10 protein-coding genes and 3 pseudogenes are annotated in these 16,648 nt (G+C 58.4%); 4 read left to right on the top strand and 9 right to left on the bottom strand.

All coding sequences use genetic code 11. The features are described from left to right. The first annotated feature begins 310 nt into the window (after positions 1-310). Positions 311-849: pseudogene (locus AC629_RS07660) on the top strand (RraA family protein). A 127-nt stretch (positions 850-976) separates the two neighbouring features. Here AC629_RS07660 and AC629_RS07655 read toward each other — a convergent pair. Beyond that, a complete protein-coding gene (locus AC629_RS07655) occupies positions 977-3,046 on the bottom strand; it encodes a prolyl oligopeptidase family serine peptidase (RefSeq protein ID WP_084804116.1) in 2,070 nt (689 codons plus the stop codon). A gap of 274 nt (positions 3,047-3,320) precedes the next feature. Next, positions 3,321-3,470: a GTP cyclohydrolase I gene (locus AC629_RS07650; RefSeq protein ID WP_084804115.1), complete on the bottom strand. Its 150-nt coding sequence runs from the start codon at positions 3,468-3,470 to the stop codon at positions 3,321-3,323. Between the two features lie 1,116 nt (positions 3,471-4,586). Between AC629_RS07650 and AC629_RS07645 the strand changes: the two genes are divergently transcribed. Genes AC629_RS07645 through AC629_RS07635 form a run of 3 tightly spaced genes read left to right on the top strand, consistent with a single transcriptional unit; the run spans position 4,587 to position 7,808 of the window. Continuing rightward, positions 4,587-6,185, top strand: a complete 1,599-nt coding sequence (locus tag AC629_RS07645) for an amidophosphoribosyltransferase (protein WP_245330452.1) — start codon at positions 4,587-4,589, stop codon at positions 6,183-6,185. A 4-nt stretch (positions 6,186-6,189) separates the two neighbouring features. Further along, positions 6,190-6,873, top strand: a complete 684-nt coding sequence (locus AC629_RS07640) for an HAD family hydrolase (protein ID WP_245331752.1) — start codon at positions 6,190-6,192, stop codon at positions 6,871-6,873. 11 nt (positions 6,874-6,884) lie between these two features. Then, entirely contained in the window at positions 6,885-7,808 is a 924-nt protein-coding gene (locus tag AC629_RS07635; RefSeq protein WP_084804114.1) for an NAD(P)-dependent oxidoreductase, read from the top strand. On the opposite strand, the gene AC629_RS45040 is transcribed toward AC629_RS07635, so the two are convergent. The 7 genes and pseudogenes from AC629_RS45040 to tnpC all read right to left on the bottom strand — a co-directional run. Further along, positions 7,763-8,227, bottom strand: a complete 465-nt coding sequence (locus AC629_RS45040) for a hypothetical protein (RefSeq protein ID WP_143198150.1) — start codon at positions 8,225-8,227, stop codon at positions 7,763-7,765. The two genes, AC629_RS07635 and AC629_RS45040, sit on opposite strands and share 46 nt — an antisense overlap. A 309-nt stretch (positions 8,228-8,536) precedes the next feature. Next, entirely contained in the window at positions 8,537-9,376 is an 840-nt protein-coding gene (locus AC629_RS07630) for an electron transfer flavoprotein subunit beta/FixA family protein (RefSeq protein WP_074120010.1), read from the bottom strand. 548 nt (positions 9,377-9,924) lie between these two features. Beyond that, a complete protein-coding gene (gene nifA, locus AC629_RS07625) occupies positions 9,925-11,748 on the bottom strand; it encodes a nif-specific transcriptional activator NifA (RefSeq protein ID WP_074120009.1) in 1,824 nt (607 codons plus the stop codon). A 178-nt stretch (positions 11,749-11,926) separates the two neighbouring features. Next, positions 11,927-12,752, bottom strand: a pseudogene (locus AC629_RS07620) (SDR family NAD(P)-dependent oxidoreductase). 1,131 nt (positions 12,753-13,883) lie between these two features. After that, a pseudogene (locus tag AC629_RS50450) lies at positions 13,884-14,518 on the bottom strand (hypothetical protein). A 41-nt stretch (positions 14,519-14,559) separates the two neighbouring features. After that, the gene (locus AC629_RS50445; protein WP_168195423.1) at positions 14,560-14,976 is read right to left on the bottom strand and encodes a hypothetical protein; all 417 of its coding nucleotides are present in this window, start codon (positions 14,974-14,976) and stop codon (positions 14,560-14,562) included. 3 nt (positions 14,977-14,979) lie between these two features. Further along, a partial coding sequence (gene tnpC, locus AC629_RS50440) for an IS66 family transposase (RefSeq protein ID WP_502693001.1) occupies positions 14,980-16,648 on the bottom strand: 1,669 nt, incomplete at its 5' end.

Here is a 16,648-nt window from a genome sequence, read left to right as displayed (position 1 = left end):
CAATCCTGGCCGAACGTCAGCGCATCAAGCACGACACCATCGCAAATCGTCGCTTGCAGCATCGACTGCAGGCCGCTTAAACTCTAACCCCTGATGAGCCAGAGCCCCCCCTTCGCAGCCCGCCTAATCAGTCTCAAATCATCTGAACATTCATCAGTCTGTGAAGGTGGCCGCTATGCAGCGCCTGCGTTCATTAGAATAGCAGGCCTAGTACGGTGCGTCCTGGCGGTATCGGCCGCGAAGCCTGCGGCCAATTGTTCGACCAGCTTCACGCATCGCGTCTCGCTCGCCCAAGCGCACCCGGCAAAGAATGAACCGGACCGTGAAACCGAGTGCTTCGAGCGCCAACCAGACAACTTGTTCAATTCGAAGCAATAGCTGCCTCGTCGGCGAGGCCTTCACGCTGCGCTACATGCCGGCACGCGAGGACCTCAACACCATCGAGGTATTCCGCGACCGCGCGCACGCGGCTGATGGAGCGCGGCGTTGCCGGCGTCGTTACCGATGGCAGCTTTCACGACTCCGCCGAGATCGCTAGACTCGGCTTCCCCCCTCCACCACCACCCGAGCGCGCCGAGCAACATGACGCTGCACCACGCGATCGAGATCAACGTCCCCGATCGGCTGCGGCGACGCGCTGGTTTTTCCAGGCGACGTCATTCTCGGCGATGCCGATGGCGGGATCGTGATCACCGCGCATCTCGCCGACGAAATCGCCAATGAAACCTTCGAGATGACCGCGTTCGAGGATTTCGTCACCGAGGAAGTGAACAAGGGCCGCGGGGCATCTTCGGCCTCTATCCCGCCAACGATCCGCAGGCGTTGACCGATTTTGCGGCATGGCGTTAGACGATGCGAAGGTAGTTGGTCTCCGCCTCTCCCCCACAAGGGGGGAGGGAATGAGAGAGCGGTGCCTGCCTCACATCGTCATGCAATCATGCAGTCAAAGCGTCGAGACCGCAACCCGAGCACGCTGCTACACCTCGCCGTCCTTCCACCCAATCCTGTCCTTCAAAAACCGGAAGCCGATCACCTCGAAGCCGGCGCGCTCCTTGTTGTCCTTGCCGTAGCCGTGGCCGCCTGCTTCGGGCTCGTAGAACCAGGCCTCGTAGCCCATCGCCTGCAGCTTTGCGGCCATCTTGCGCGCGTGGCCGGGATGAACGCGGTCGTCGCGCCGTGTCGTGGCGATCGGGATCTGCGGATAGGACTGGCCGGCCTTTACGTTGTGATAGGCCGAGTAGGTCTTCAGCCACTCCCACTCTTCGGGCTCATCAGGGTCGCCATATTCCGCGATCCAGCTCGCGCCCGCGAGCAGTTTTGTATAGCGGCGCATGTCGATCAGCGGGATGGTGCAGAACAGCGCGCCGAAGCGCTCGGGGTACCGCACCAGCATTTTAGTGATGAGGATACCGCCGTTCGACCCGCCTTGCGCCGCGATCCGCTTTGGCTGCGTCACGCCGCGTCGCACGAGATCGGCGGCAACGGCCGCGAAATCGTCGTGCGAGAGTTTCTTGCCGGCGAGCCGGCCGGCGTCGTGCCAGCGCGTGCCGAACTCGCCGCCGCCGCGCAAATTCGCCTGCACGATGGTGCCGCCGCGCTCGAGCCACAGCTTGCCGAGCGAGGGGTTGTAGTACGGCTTCACCGCATGGGCGAAGCCGCCATAGGCGCTCATATAGACCGGCGCATCGCCGGTCTCGCCGGCGGGACCCGTCTGGACATAGGGAATGCGCTCGCCGTCGATCGAGATCGCCTCGTGCTGTGTGACCACGAGGCCGTCGGCAGTGAACGTCTTCGGCGCCTGCTTCAGCACGGTCGGGCTTGCGACACCGCGTGCGATCAACAGCAGCGACGGCGGCGTGAGCGGATCCTGCACATTGGCGAGCAAATCGCCATTGCTCTCGGACGGATGGCGATCGAGCGGCCAGATGTCGACGACGCCGATCTTGGGGAGGCCGGGAAGCGTCTCGCGGTGCCAGCCCGCGGCTGATGGCGTGCAGATCTCAAAGCTCGGCCTGAGCTCGTCGAGGATCGACAGCACCAGCTTGCCGCCCGCCCAGAACAGACCTTGCAGGGCGCGTCGCGGTCCGGGCTCGAACACGACCGCGAAATCGCGGCTGCCGGCGAGGAACGCGGAGAGCGAGATGCCGAGCACGGTGTCGGTGGCATAGGTCCGCCCCTGCACCGTCCAGTCCTTGCGCAGCTTCATCGCGAACCAGTCGCCATGGGCCTGCGGCCAGATGCCGGTCGGAAGATCGAACTTCGTCGTCGTGCCGGCCGCATCGCGCAGCCAGATCGCATGATTGAAGAACTCGATCTGGTCGACGATCCAGACCCGCGGCGCCGGTCCCGTGTCGTCGGCCATGCCTGACATCGCTATGTGATCGGCCGTGGTCTCGAGGATCACCTGCGCCTGATCGACAGGCTCGCCGCGCCGCCACACGCGAACGGTCCGCGAATATCCCGAGCTCGTCGCCATGCCCTCGCCATGCGCGCTCGACAGCAGCAGCGTATCGGCATCGAGCCAGTCCAAGCCGCTCTTGGCCTCCGGCAGCGTAAAGCCGTCCGCGACGAAGCTTTTCGTGTCGAGGTCGAATTCCCGCAAGGTGACGGCGTCGCTGCCGCCGCGCGACAGGCTCAGCATGACGCGCGTATAGCCGGGCCGGGATGCTGTCCCGTGCAGCAGCCAGTCCTCTGCCTCGCTAGCGGCAAACTGGTCGACATCGAGGATGGTTTCCCAGGTTGGCGTAGCTTTTCGAAACTCGTCGAGCGTCGTGCGCCGCCATATGCCACGCGGATGCTCCGCATCCTTCCAGGTGTTATGGAGCAGGCCACCGCTTTGCCCGACATAGGGAATGTTATCAGGACGATCGTAGATAGCCGCGAGGATATCGCGGTCGCGCTGGAACGCCGCGCCGCCGAATTTCTCCAGCGTCAGGCAATTCTGCCGCTCGACGAAATCGAGCGCGCGGACGCCCTCGATCTCCTCCAGCCAGAGCCAGGGATCGTCGTCGGGAGCGCTGAGCGTAGGCCTGTCATCGACGGACATGAACGAAACTCCCAAAAAAACTCGCGGCGGATAGGATTGCCCGCGCCGATACCGGATCGAGACCGGCACCTCGGCACTGTTCTGCGCCTTCGCCATGATGCGCGTGCTGAGGTAGTCGGCGGCATCATGGCCGGAGGGACTCTCGCGGCGGTTGCGTAGGGTGCGCGTTCGCTTCGTCTTGTGTGGCCCAGGCATTGGGCGAGCGCCACTGGCGAAACGTAGCAGACAGGCCGACTTCATGTCCGAATGTTTTCGTCAATACATAGGTCACGGTTTAGTCCTTGATGAGCGCCAGAACTTCGCTACGCAGCATCTTGCTGTCGCGGAAGCCACCGCGCATGATACTGGTCACCATAGTGGTTTCCGTCTCGCGAATATCGCGCGACATCATGTACTGGTACTGCGCCTTAACGATGACGGCCAATCAGAGCCCATCAGATAACCTAGCCGGGAGCTTACTTCGCTCTTGCACGAACAAGTTGAGCCGAGGGCGCTTCTGCATTTCCGTAGTCCACGTGATGCCGCTGGCTGTCGGAACGGTCGCTTGTCGCACACCTGATCTGCGACTGCCTGCCGCGCTGGCCTTGGCATCCTGGATGATTTCGAGATTTCCACCGTGTGGGCAACATGGCCGGTCGCGCGATGCCACCCAGTGTGCTGCGTAGCGCCGCCAACGTTCGAACAATGACGGAGTTGCTTGATAGAATAGATAGGCTTCATCTGAACTCTGGCTTGTGACAACGAGAGATTGCGATTCCTGAAATGCGTCCTTCACCGTCCCTGCAATCAACATGCCGGAAGACGGCTATGCTGGAAAACAAAACATCATGTGCTTTGCGACCGCGCGGGGAAACATTTTGCGCCCTGATGTCAGGGGCCGGACATGAACGTCTTCAAGACGACACGGCTAAAAACCCACATAGGGGCGTCGAAAACTAATTCCGTCGTTGCGAGCTTCGTTCACAAACGCCTTCCTTATTTGACGCTTCGATAGCCCTCACGTTGCGCATTGATGCCGCCATGAAGCGCTTCAGGGCCGCAACAACGGCGGACTGCGCCGTTCGCTGTGTGACATCAGGAGATCGGAGCGCGCACGAATCCAATCAGCAAACCGGCCCGATGCCCCTCGGTCGGGCGCCCAGTTCACTGAACGTCTTTCAGCGTACAGTTGGGACTGTCCGCTTGAGCATTGGACAACGACATTCCGGCCCCGGCAACAGTCGCACAACCCTCTTTGCTGCGGCTTCTAGGACCACACGGACTCGATCCCATCAATCACCGTGCTACCAGGGCTGACTTTTGGCGGACGCGTTCTCGGATCACACACTTCGTGTGCCAGATTCGGCGAGCCGTCATGCGCGCGAAAGAGGCCTTGGTACGAGCCTTGCTTACTGAGGTGCAAACCATGTGCTTCGTGCAAGCCGACGGATAACCACCGCTCGATGTCGGCTCCAGACATTGGCGTGCCTGCACTGGACACGGTTGAACGCAACCACCCGCAACGGGCGACATCCACAATCATGGGACTAGGAGACATAGCATGTCCGGTGTTGCAGGCGCATTCCCGTTGCCTTCAGGCCGCTCACAAAGGACGGTCTACGATCAGCTCAAGCACATGGTGCCAAAGCTTGCACACCGCGGACAGGCGGGGTTCGGCGTTGCCGCGTTTATGCATGAAGAACAGTTTCAACATATAAAGTCGCGCCGGCCAGCAGGCACACTCGCAAGGCTTGATTTTAATGAGCAGGGCTCGCATTTCAGGGCGCATAGCGCTATTGCAATTGCACACGTTCGCGCTCCTTCTCTTAGACAGACGAGTGACGCCGACTTCCAGCCCTTTGACAATCATAAAAGCGCCTGCCGCCGTTTGACAATTTGTTTGAACGGGGCTTTGGTCAACGCTGATGAACTTAGGAAGGATCTGCAGGCTGAAGGTCATTCCATCAGCAGCAGGACCAATGCAGAGCTCTTGCTCAAGCTTATCGAGCGCGTTTGTCAAAGAGATTACTGGCAGCACGGTCTGCCGGTTAATTACGAGAACGTCCTCCAAGACATTGACGAGCGTATTGATGGAGCCGTCAGCGCACTCTTGTTGGATGGCCTCGGAAATCTAACTGCCTTCCGCAATCGCAGTGGTTTGCGGCCTTTGGAATTCATGCAAACCGACGATGGTTTTCTACTTTTTGCCTCAGAAAACAGTGCTTTCTCTGGGCTACAAGGACGACTCGACGAATTCGGGCCTAGTCACATTAAGCATGTGAATGGCATAACGGGAGACTGCCTTGATAACTTTGTGGGCCAGGTTCGACACAGCCCCAAGCTTTGCGCCTACGAGACGCTTTATCTGGGAAATACAAGAACATTGGTGCGAGGGCACTCTCATCCGGCAACTCGCCATAACATCGGATTGGCCTTAGGCCGCATTCTCTGGTCGCGATTAGCAGTCGAAACAAGCTCAGCTCCCATAATCGTTTCTTCCATGCCACGCACCGGGACGCCGTATGCCGACGGTCTATTTGCGTCGCTCGCCAAATACCAAAGTGCGCTCGTCCAACGGCACGAAGTGATCGCAATAAACTGTTCTCGGCGCACACTTATCGGGTCTCTTGGCAAGCGAAAATCGCTCATCCGGCAAAAGTACCGCGTCGCAACGAACGACCTCACAGACAAAATCATGGTCATAGCCGATGAAGCCCTTGTTCGTGGCGATACAAGCTGCGCAGTGACGGAAATGCTCCTTGCCGCTGGGGCAAAGGCTGTGCATTGGGCAATCGGTTCGCCGCCGATCGTTGCACCAAATTACTGCGGCATCGGTATCGAGACCATAGATGAGCTAGCGTTCTGGCACATATGGAAAAGCCTGCCACTCGATATTCGGCAGGATAGCCTGCGCTTCCATAGGATCGCGCCGGAAACGCTCCGGGTGATCGAACGCAAAACTGCTCTATCGATGAACGCTGCTACTGTGACTTATCTCCCCTTTGACAATCTGCTTTCCTTGCTGCCGCAGGGCCATGACGAAATCGATCTTTCTGCGTTTACATTCGAGATGCCAACCCCTGGCGGGCAAAAACGCGCGGACGAGAATTTGAATAGATTGACCGCTGATCTCACCTTAACGAAAACGTCTGCAGCATGAGGCCATGATGAAACCTGCTCTTGTATTCGATTGGAACGGCACCCTCCTCGACGACACGGACGCCTTGCTACAAACGACAAACACCATTTTGGACCGCTTGGGCCGGGCTGCCATCGATATGCAAACTCTTCGAGATCATTTCGATGTTCCACTTTCCCTTTTTTTCCGCAATCTAGGAATGTCGGAGAGAGAACTCGAAACGGTGGATAGCCATGACAGCGCGATTTTTCACGACACCTACGAACCGCTGGCGAGCAAAGCCGAGCTGCGAGAAGGCGCGCGTCGCATTTTGGAAACGGCGCGCCAACAAGACGTTTCCAGCATTATTGTCAGTAACCATATCGTCGAGCCCCTTATTACCCAATTACGAAGACATAGAATCGAAGATTGTGTCGCGAAGGTTCTGGCCTTTGAAAGTCGCGCTACTCAATTTAAAAGCATGAGCAAGGGCGAGCGGCTTCGTCTGTATATGCGGGCAAACGATCTGAACCCCAGCTCAACTTTCATCGTCGGGGACATGCCGGTCGAAACGGATATTGCACGCGATCTTGGCTTGGTCAGCGTAGCGATTACGGGCGGATTTGTCTCCGAGACGCGCCTGCGAGCGGCGCAGCCGGATTACCTCATTGAGGACCATCATAAGCTGCTGCCCATTCTGCAGGAGCGCGGCCTTTTTCAACACTCATAACGACGCAGAGCATGACTGAAACTTCGTCAACTGCAATGCCTGGCACAGCCGGGCAAAGAATCGGCCTAATCGGCGCAGGGCGCAAGGGAACAGGCATAGGACTCAGTCTTTTGCGTCATGGCAGTGAACTGCATATCAAAGTCAACAGAACCGGTGCTGGCGCGGAACGCTTGACTGGCATGGGTGCTCATGAGCACACCTCATTTTCTGAATTGGCCCGGCATGTAAGTGCTGTCGTTTTATCCCTGCCCTCAAGTTGCGAGGTCGAGGAAGTCTGCCTTGGGCAACATGGGCTATTTGCACATTTACCCCGACAGAGTTTAGTACTTGACTGCACCACGTCCTATCCTGCTTCAACCCTCACTCTAGCCGAACATGCCAAAAAGCATGCCTTGCACTTCATAGATGCCCCCGTAACACGAAGCCCTCAACAAGCAGAGCAAGGGCGTCTCAACGCCATCGTCGGATCGGATGAGAGCACGTTTCCTATCGCGGCTCGTGTCCTTAGCGCATTTTGCGAGAACATCGTCCATGTGGGTAATATTGGACAGGGCCATAAGCTCAAACTTGTCTATAATAGCATGACGATGGGTATAGCGGCGGTGGCAGCCGAAGCTTGCCAGCTTGCCATTGACGTTGATCTTGCAATCTTACGCTCTTTGGTCAGTCGCGGCGCGACCAACAGCGGAGTATTCCGAAACTTCGCAGCCTTTTTGTTGGACGAAAAGCCAGATGCTTTGGCAATATCGATCAGAAACGCCAACAAAAAGGATATTGATTGCGGCGTGCGATTAGCGAACGAAACGGCATTAAAGGTTCCAGTTCTGAGTGCCGCCGCACAAAAATTCCAAACCTGCCTTGCCGAAGGCAAAGGTGAATTGACCTTGCCTCATCTTGCGCTTTCCTCAAGTGATGACGAGCCACGGCAGAAGTAGCGGCGACGCAGTTCAGCGATTTGAAAGCGACGCTCGAGCCCGGGCCGCCGTTTTGGGCACGCAGGCCCGGCCGTCGCTCCCGCCTTCCAAGCTCCTTGAAGAATACCCAGCGACCACGAGAGAGGAGATCCGCGATTTGGCGCAACAACAGCTACATACGGATCGTGAAAGAGCTCGGGGATACGTCTGATGCTCAGTTCCTGGAGCATCCGGCTAAGCATGTCCATTGACATATTCGCAGTGCCCGCCTCAAGCATCAGCCAGCACACGTTCGCGTTGCCATTCGTCTGATCCAGGCTCGTCAGAGAGTTCGGCAAGCGCTTTGTCGCCGGTGATTCTCCTTGCCGCAAATCTTCAAGGAGCTGAAGCTGCGAGGTGACTATAGCAGCGTTCGAACCCCATTCGACGATGTTCTTCATTCAGAACCAAGTCTTGGCGGATGGGCCTAAACGAGGGCGCGCTTTATTTTCCTGCGCATTGGCCGATACGGGCTTCAGCCGTCTGACTTTGCCATCTGCAACCTCACGCATCGGGCTTGACCGCCCATTCCGTATGACGAGATCCATCCAGACCGGCCAAAGCTATGAAAACGTAAGGCCCGCGCGGGGAACTTCCTCTTGTCGGGACCGCGCTTGCCGCGGCCCTGCCATCGAGTTTTTGCCAACAGCAGTTAGAACCTCGGAGTTGCGCAGCGACGCGCTTGCCTGCCCCCCGCAAAGCGGCCGAGATTACTCGCGGACCAGTGCGGCAAGGTCCGCTTCAAGCTTAGGCTCGTGCTTGAAGATCGCCTCGATCAATGCCTGCGCCGGCTGCTCGGGAGCCTCCACCAGAGCCGCTTTCTCAGCGCGCGCCGAGGGAGCGAAGACCTGCTTGACCACGGTCGGCGAGCCCTTAAGACCGCATTTGGAAAGGTCCTCAACGCCCGCGTCCTGTGCGTTCCATTTCACGATTGGCGCGCGGGCGGCTCGTAGCGCATCCGCCATGGCGCCGCGGCGAATCTGGTTAGTGCCCTCAAGCATGGTAATGAGACAAGGCAGCCTGGTAAGCAGAACCTGGACACCGCCTTCGGCGCGCCGTTCCGCTTCAAATGTGCCCGCGGTCAGATCCAGTGCTTTGATCTTGGCAACGTAGGTCAGCTGCAGCATGCCAAGCCGCTTCGCAATGCCGGGTCCCACTTGCGCGGTGTCGCCGTCGATGGTTTGCTTGCCGGTAAAGATGAGATCTGGCGGTCGATACTCCTTGCCAACTTTTCGGATCGCAGCTGCCAATGCGTAGGTTGTTGCCAAAGTATCGGAGCCAGCAAAACAGCGGTCAGTGAGCAGAACTGCTCGATCGGCGCCGAACGTCAGCGCCTTGCGTAAAGAGCCTTCAGCCGACATTGGCCCCATTGTAAGCACGGTGATTTCGCCGCCAAACCGATCGCGCAATTCCAGCGCTGCCTCGAGCGCGAAGAGATCGTATGGATTGATGATGGTCGGCACACCCTGACGCATGATGGTGTTGGTCACGGGGTGCACGCGGATCTGCGCGGAATCGGGAACCTGCTTGATGCAGACGACGATGTGCATTTACTTCTCCAGATATTGCAGCAACTGGAGAAGCGCAGCAAATGTCGTACCATTGCGTCGGTCTTAAAAGGCAGACGCCTAGTAGAAGGGCTTATACAACCTGATGGTCGTATCCCGACGTTTCACCGCGGCAGACTTCCGACATTCGTCGCGACTGCGACATTGGCCGTCAGGCTGTCTATCTAGACATAAGGAGGGCACTGACGATGCGCGATGCGCTTTTTTTGAGTTGACCGCCAAGATCTCCTCTCCGCAGCACCGGTTGCAGGTCCACGAGCACGTAAGCAATCGGCCAGTTTACATTAAAATGCTTTCGGGCCGCGGCCGCCAAGTCGACTTTTCACCGGACCGGCCATTTTCTCTCTTGCTTGAGCGCGGTGACTGCTGGCGACGTGCTGTTGTCGATCACGGCCGCACCGGAGTCAACGCGAGGACCGCATCCGATGGTGATGGATCCAGAGTCCGCGAAACCTCACCGCTTGTTTGTAACAGCGATCGCGCTGCACGCAAGGCTCGCCCTTCCGGCGCGCCGAGAGCCCGGCAGTCCTTCAGAAACGCTTGATCTCGATCCCGTATTTCCTCAGCGCGTAGCCGATCTGACGTGGCGTGACTCCAAGCAGGCGCGCTGCCTTTGCCTGTACCCAGCCGGACCTTTCCATTGCCGCAATGACACGCTCGCGATCGGCCATCTTCGGACCACCTAGGGGAGCTGTCCCGGCAGGTGCAAGCGGAGCCTGCTCGCTGCCGAAGGGCGGGACCGGAGCAGCAGCTTCAGTCGGCTGCGTGACGGGCTTAACGCCAACCGGTACATTTAGTCTCGGTAGGAGCTTTGTCTCGTCCGGCGTGCTCTTCCATAGCTTCGATGGAAGGCATTGTTCCTGACAGCACGCAAAATCGTCTTTGACGATTGACGGTCCCGGCGCCATCGTCGCGGTACGTTCGACGCAATTTTCAAGCTCGCGGACATTTCCGGGGAAGCCGCAGTTCATAAGCACCTCAATCGCGCTCGCATCGAAGGTCAGCGTACGTCCATTCTCACTGTTGAAACTTTTGAGAAACTCGCCAGCGAGAAGCGAAATATCCCCGCGCCTTTCGCGAAGCGGCGGAATCAGCAAGGGAACCACGCTGATGCGATAATAAAGGTCCGCACGAAACTCGTTTCGTGCCACAGCCTCTTCAAGGTTCTTGTTGGTCGCGGCGATGACACGAACGTCGACCCTCATTGTCTGGTTGCTACCGACGCGCTCAAACTCCTGTTCTTGCAGGACTCTCAGCAACTTTGCCTGGAACGAGGCTGAGATTTCGCCGATTTCATCAAGAAAGAGAGTTCCTTTGTCAGCAAGTTCAAAGCGCCCCTTGCGCGAACTAAATGCGCTGGTAAACGCACCTTTCTCATGACCGAATAGTTCCGATTCCAGCACTGTCTCGGAGAGCGCAGCGCAATTGAGCTTGATAAAAGGCCGCTTTGCGCGTGATGACAGCTCGTGAATGGCCTTGGCAACCAGCTCCTTGCCCGTACCGGATTCGCCGCGCAGCAGCACTGTGCTGTTCGATTTGGCGACCACCGCGATTTTCTCAAGCAGGGCGCGCAATGCGGGGCTATCGCCGATGATGCCCTGGATACGAACTTTCTTACGCTCCCTCGCAGGTTGCTTAAGCTCGTGCAATTGCTTTTGCAGCCCGTCCTTCTCCGCCATCAGCCGCTCGCGGTTGCAGGTGAAAAAGCGGTGCAGTTTAACTGTCTGGCCCACTAGATTGGCAATCATGGTGAGAAGCCGAAGGTCATCATCGAGCCGAATACTCGACCTGTGGTCCACGATGCGGTCGATCGTCAGCGTGCCAACGACCTTCGCGTCAATGCGAATGGGAACGCCGATGAACGACACTGGTATATTATCGGACGCGCCGAGCACATCAATGTCCGCGGATGTAAAGGTCGGCTCCACTGTTACGTTTTCGGCAACGAGCGAGGTGTCCGTCGCCACAATGTGTTCGATTGCCTTCAGCGGCAAACGCATTCGGTAACGCTCGTCACTGCCATCGCTCCAGCCGCCGCCGACGGTCATGTTCGGCGTTCCATCATCATCGAAGAGTGAGACGACGCCGTGCCGCATCTGCACAAACGATTGCAGAACATCGACTACCTTGGCCAACGCGACTTCTAGACGGCAGGGCGCGGTAAGCACTTTCGAAATTTCGAGTATGCCGGCCAGCGCGCTCTCGCACAACGGCTCTATCAACACCTCGCGGTCGGTCTCCGATTGTGAGGCAGGTCTTGCGCGTGCGGAAGCAACATGCAGCATAAGGAGGTCTCCATTGGCGTGATCGTCCTCCCTGGCACCTTGTTCGACTTTACGAGATTCGTGTTGCATGTCTTCTCGCTCTAATCCAAGTCGACGAGATGACAACGTATCGCAGATTTTCATAGATGGCGGTAAACTTGTCGTGCCTCGCTTTTATCACTCTTACCCTCGCGCAGTTATCGCGTCGGATTCGACTGAGGACATGCGTTCAAATGAGACAACTCGAAGTGCGATTGCTCTTGGCCGACTATAGATGTTGGCCCCCATTGATCGGCACCTCGCTGCCCGTGATATAACTTGCGGCATCCGAGCATAAGAAAAAGAGTACCTTCGCGACCTCTTCCGGCGTGCCAACTCGGCTCAATGGGATATTTGGCACAACACGTGCTTCCGTTTCCGGTGACAACATGCCCGTCTTGATTTCTCCGGGTGCGATTGCGTTCACGCGGATGCCATGCGGCGCGTAATCATGTGCCATTTCGCGTGTAAGACACGCGAGCGCCGCCTTAGAAGTCGCATAAGCGCTGCCAGCAAACGGGTGCACCCGCGAGCCAGCGATTGAGGTCACGTTGACAATTGAGCCTGACGCGGCTTTTAGCTCGCCAAAAAATCCCTGCGCAAGCAGGATCGGAGCTAGCAGATTGAGATGGAACACACTCATCCACGTCTCGATCGACGTCGTCAGCGATGTCAGCCGCGCGCCATTCTGCGCTTTCGGCGAAACGCCGGCATTGTTGATCAATGCATGCAAGGACGCGCCTGCGAGGCGCTGTTTGATTTGAGCGATTGTGCGCGGCAGCATTCGATGATCACTAAGATCGACTTGGATATGATCGTCGGTTCCCGAGTCCCATGGGCACCGACTGTCGTCGAAAGGTTGGCGCGCGCAAGAAATGATGCGCCAACCAGCTTCCGAAAACAGCTTGGCAGTGGCGTGACCGATGCCACGCGATGCCCCCGTCAGCAACAGGATCTTCCGCTCCCCCCGGCTGCCGGCCGGCTTTATCGGCGTGAAACGGGCAGTTCACGTTCCTCGCCGATGCCGGATCGCCATTTGCTAGATCAAGACTCAAGCGCTCCTCCGATCCCACCGCCTCGACCGCGAACGCGATGCAGGATTTGGGCCACGACGATGGAGCAAAACAGCTCGACGGCTTAGCGGCCCAACCTCCGCATTTTCCGACTGCTTGGCAGCTTCCGAACATTGCGCGTGTGCTTTCCGACAATCCGCATATCTCATTACAACTCCGACGTCGAGTTTTCTTCGACTGAACGCAACACGTCGTCCAACGTACGTAGCGGGCTCCGGTGCAGAGATCATCCTGGCCGCGAGGCGACGGATATCCCGTCAGAATCCGCGCGCGCGAAGTCGAGGCACCACTATTACGCCGCTATTCTGATCGAACTGGGCTCGCAGCGAATGCGCCTTGTGGGCGGAGCAAGCGCCTTAGCCGGGATGCCCCCAAGCCGGTCTCAGGCAGCGCGTCGAGCGATCACAAATCAGACGTAATCCGCCTCGTAGGTTAGGTTGGCCGACGACGGCGTTTAACTTCACGCGCATCCTGCCCCGTATCCGGCGATAGCGCTCCGCGCATCGCATAATGGCGCCGTTCAAATTGCTTCGATTTTGGAGCCGGAGACCAAGTCGGAAAAAGGGCCGCTCCGCTTCATGGACGGAGAGCACTATGACGATGAAGACGAGATGAATGATCGACTCTGGCGCCGAAAGCAACGTCGCACTGGCGGAGCAAACCACGGTAGCCGATCTGGCCCAGCGTTATGAGGTTCACCCGACCAGGTCTATGTCTGGAAGAAGCAACTGCGCTGGCACAAACGCACGGGCGTTTCACGCAACGGCCGGTCGACCATAATCTTGCCTTGAGTCGGCGCATCGACAATCTGTTCACCGACAGTTCGTTCCTGGGCTCGCGGCGAATGAGCGACACTGAAGAATGAGATGCTTCAGGTCAATCGGGAGCGCATGGACGGGTTGCTAGGTCGGTATTGAAGTTCTCCGGCCTGCCCTACTTCGGCCAGCGCCTCTTCCGGAGCCGCCTTGTGGTCCAGCGCCGGCATAGTCGTATTCGGCCTTGGTCCAAGCCGTGATGCCCCATCTGGCGTTAGCATGCAGCCGAACGAAACGGCATGATTGCGGAATGCGGTGCAATGACTGCAAAACGCGCGGCGTTCTCATGAATGGGAGATTAACGGTGACGATCTCCGCGCGACCAGGACGCCGCTCGAAGCTCACGGGCAGCTGCGACCATATTGATCAACGCAGGACGCACCTCCTCCCACTTTCGGGTTTTCAGGCCGCAATCGGGACTGATCCAAAGCTGCTTGTCAGAGAGCTGCTGGCGGACCAACATCACGAGATTCTTCATCTCGGCCGCATCCGGAACGCGCGGCGAATGGATGTCATAGACGCCGGGCCCAATCTCATTTGGATATTTGTCACTTTTGAACGCGTCTAGCAGCTCCATCTTTGACCTAGACGACTCAATCGAAATGACCTCGGCATCCATCGCCGCAATAGCATCGATGATGTCATTGAACTCAGAATAGCACATATGAGTATCTGGGTTTCGTCGGCGACGCCCGATGAGCAAATGCGAAAGCTATCTACGGCCCAATCGAGATAGCTCTTCCCCTGTGATTTGCGTAGCGGCAATCCCTCGCGCAACGCAGCCTCATCTATCTGGATCATTGTCGCTCCGGCGTTCTCAAGGTCGACGACCTCATCTCGGATCGCGAGCGCGATCTGCCGGCAGGCCTCGCTGCGCAAAATGTCATCACGGACAAACGACCAGTTCAGAATGGTCACCGGCCCAGTCAACATCGCCTTATCGGCTTCTTCGTCAGCGACTGCGCATAGCGCCATCAGTCGACCGTCATCGGCTTCGATCGGGAGACGTCGCCAAACAGAATCGGCGGACGGACGTATCGCGAGCTATAGGACTGAACCCTGCCGTGCTTGGTAAAGGCGAAGCCGGACAGCTGCTCGCCGAAATATTGCACCATGTCGTCGTTGCGCTCGAACTCGCCATGCACGAGCACGTCGAGCCCGATGTCTCCTGCCATCTGCGCCGTTTTGGCTTTAATAACCTTTTCATAATGCGCGTCACTCAACGTTCCCCGCGCATGGGAGGCACGGGCATTTCGGATCTCTGCGGTCTGGGCGAACGATCCGATCGTCGTCGTTTGAAATACTGGCAAGGTGACACGCGCGCGCTGGATCGCGGCACGCGTTGCGTATGGACTGCGACGGCGACGCATAGTCTCGTCGATCGAAGCCACACCTTAGGCGACATTCGCATTGTGAATTTTGGGCGAGGTCTCGCGACGCGTCTCTTCCGACGCCGCCAGGAGACGCGATGCATCGGTCTGACTGCACGCGAGGGCCCTTCCCAAGGTTGCGAGTTCCTTGATCTTCTGAACCGAGAGCGCCAGCCGGCTCTTCACATCGAAATCGAGATCACTTTCGAGCTCCAGGTCGATTGGGACATGAAGCAACGAACACGAGGCTGCAATCTCAACAGGGTCATGACCCAGCTTTGCAACAATGGGCGCCAAGCGGTTGAACAACGCCGGCAGATTAAAGCGCCAGACATTGCGCCCATCGATGACTCCAAGTGAGAGAACGAGATCGCTGCGGGCTGCGGGGACAATTGCGTTCAACTGGTCAGAAGCCCGTCCGCCGCGATCAGAGCCGCAGAACAACCAGGATTTTCGCCCGAGAGCTATACCTCTTAATCCTCGCTCGGCGGCGTTGTTGGAGAGACAGACGCGTCCGTCCTCCAGGAACCGCGTGAAGCTCGCCCATCGCTTCAGGATGTAGTTGAACGCCTTGGCCAGGTCGTGCCCACGGGAGAACTTGACGAGCTGCTCCTGCATATAGACCTGAAGGTCCTCGACCAGAGGCCGGCTCAGCGTCTGCCGAACCTGAACGCGTTCCTCGGCACTCCTGCCATTGATGGAGCGTTCGATCTCAAACAGCGCATCGATCCGCCGCACAACCTCGACCGCGATGGGCGAGAGCGGGATCTCCTTCTTGCCGCTGGCCTTGCGACGCGCATTCTCTTCGATATCGGCCATGGCGAAGAACGGGCGCCGCGCATGGACCCAACACGCCGCTTCCCGGATCGGTCCAGGGTGGCGTCCCGCCAGATAGAGCTGGTTGTACCCGTCATAGGCGTCGGCCTGCAGGATGCCGGCATACCGGGCTAGATGCGCCTGAGGATGCTCGCCCCTGCGGTCACGGGAGTAGTAGAACATCGCCGCCGGCGGGCCGGCGCCACCAAACGGCCGGTCGTCCCGGACGTAGATCCAGCAGCGTGCCGTATCGGTCTTGCCCTTGGCCAGCACCGGCACCGTCGTATCATCGGCATGCAGGCGCTCGGCCACCATGACATGGGCTTCGACCAGGCGCAGCAGGGGATCCAGCGATGCACTGACCGATCCCACGGCGTCCGCCATGGTCGACAGTGAGATCGGCACGCCTTCCAGGGCGTAGCGCTCAGCCTGGCGGTTTAAAGGCTGATGTTGGCCGAACTTCTCGAACATGATCATGGCCAGCAGGCTCGGGCCGGCCCATCCCCGTGCGACGGCATGGAATGGCGCCGGGGCCTGGCTGATCTTCTCGCAGTCGCGGCAGGAGAACTTCTCCCGCACCGTCTCGATCACCTTCCACTTGCGCGGTACCACTTCCAGTGTCCTCGTCACGTCCTCGCCAAGCTTGCGCAGACGATTGCCGCCACAGCACTCGCAAGCCGTCGGCGGCTCGATCACCACTCGTTCGCGCGGTAAATGCTCAGGGAACGTCTGGCGTTCGCCGCGCTTGCGCGTAAATCCGCGCACCGTCGTCGCCTTGGCCACAGCGCGCTCTGCCGCCAGCTCGTCTTCAGTGGCGTCACTTTCCAACTCTTCGAACGTCAAGGCCAACTGCTCGATCAGGCGCGACGAACGCTCC

This window comes from Bradyrhizobium sp. NAS80.1 (assembly GCF_001908205.1).
Classification (GTDB): domain Bacteria; phylum Pseudomonadota; class Alphaproteobacteria; order Rhizobiales; family Xanthobacteraceae; genus Bradyrhizobium.
This window is presented reverse-complemented; position numbering and strand designations above follow the sequence as displayed.

Excerpts from the sequence above, each read along its gene's own strand:
- AC629_RS07655 (WP_084804116.1), bottom strand. The coding sequence starts at position 3,046 with ATGTCCGTCGATGACAGGCCTACGCTCAGCGCTCCCGACGACGATCCC.
- AC629_RS07645 (WP_245330452.1), top strand. The coding sequence starts at position 4,587 with ATGTCCGGTGTTGCAGGCGCATTCCCGTTGCCTTCAGGCCGCTCACAA.
- AC629_RS07640 (WP_245331752.1), top strand. The coding sequence starts at position 6,190 with ATGATGAAACCTGCTCTTGTATTCGATTGGAACGGCACCCTCCTCGAC.
- AC629_RS07635 (WP_084804114.1), top strand. The coding sequence starts at position 6,885 with ATGACTGAAACTTCGTCAACTGCAATGCCTGGCACAGCCGGGCAAAGA.
- AC629_RS45040 (WP_143198150.1), bottom strand. The coding sequence starts at position 8,227 with ATGAAGAACATCGTCGAATGGGGTTCGAACGCTGCTATAGTCACCTCG.
- AC629_RS07630 (WP_074120010.1), bottom strand. The coding sequence starts at position 9,376 with ATGCACATCGTCGTCTGCATCAAGCAGGTTCCCGATTCCGCGCAGATC.
- nifA (WP_074120009.1), bottom strand. The coding sequence starts at position 11,748 with ATGCAACACGAATCTCGTAAAGTCGAACAAGGTGCCAGGGAGGACGAT.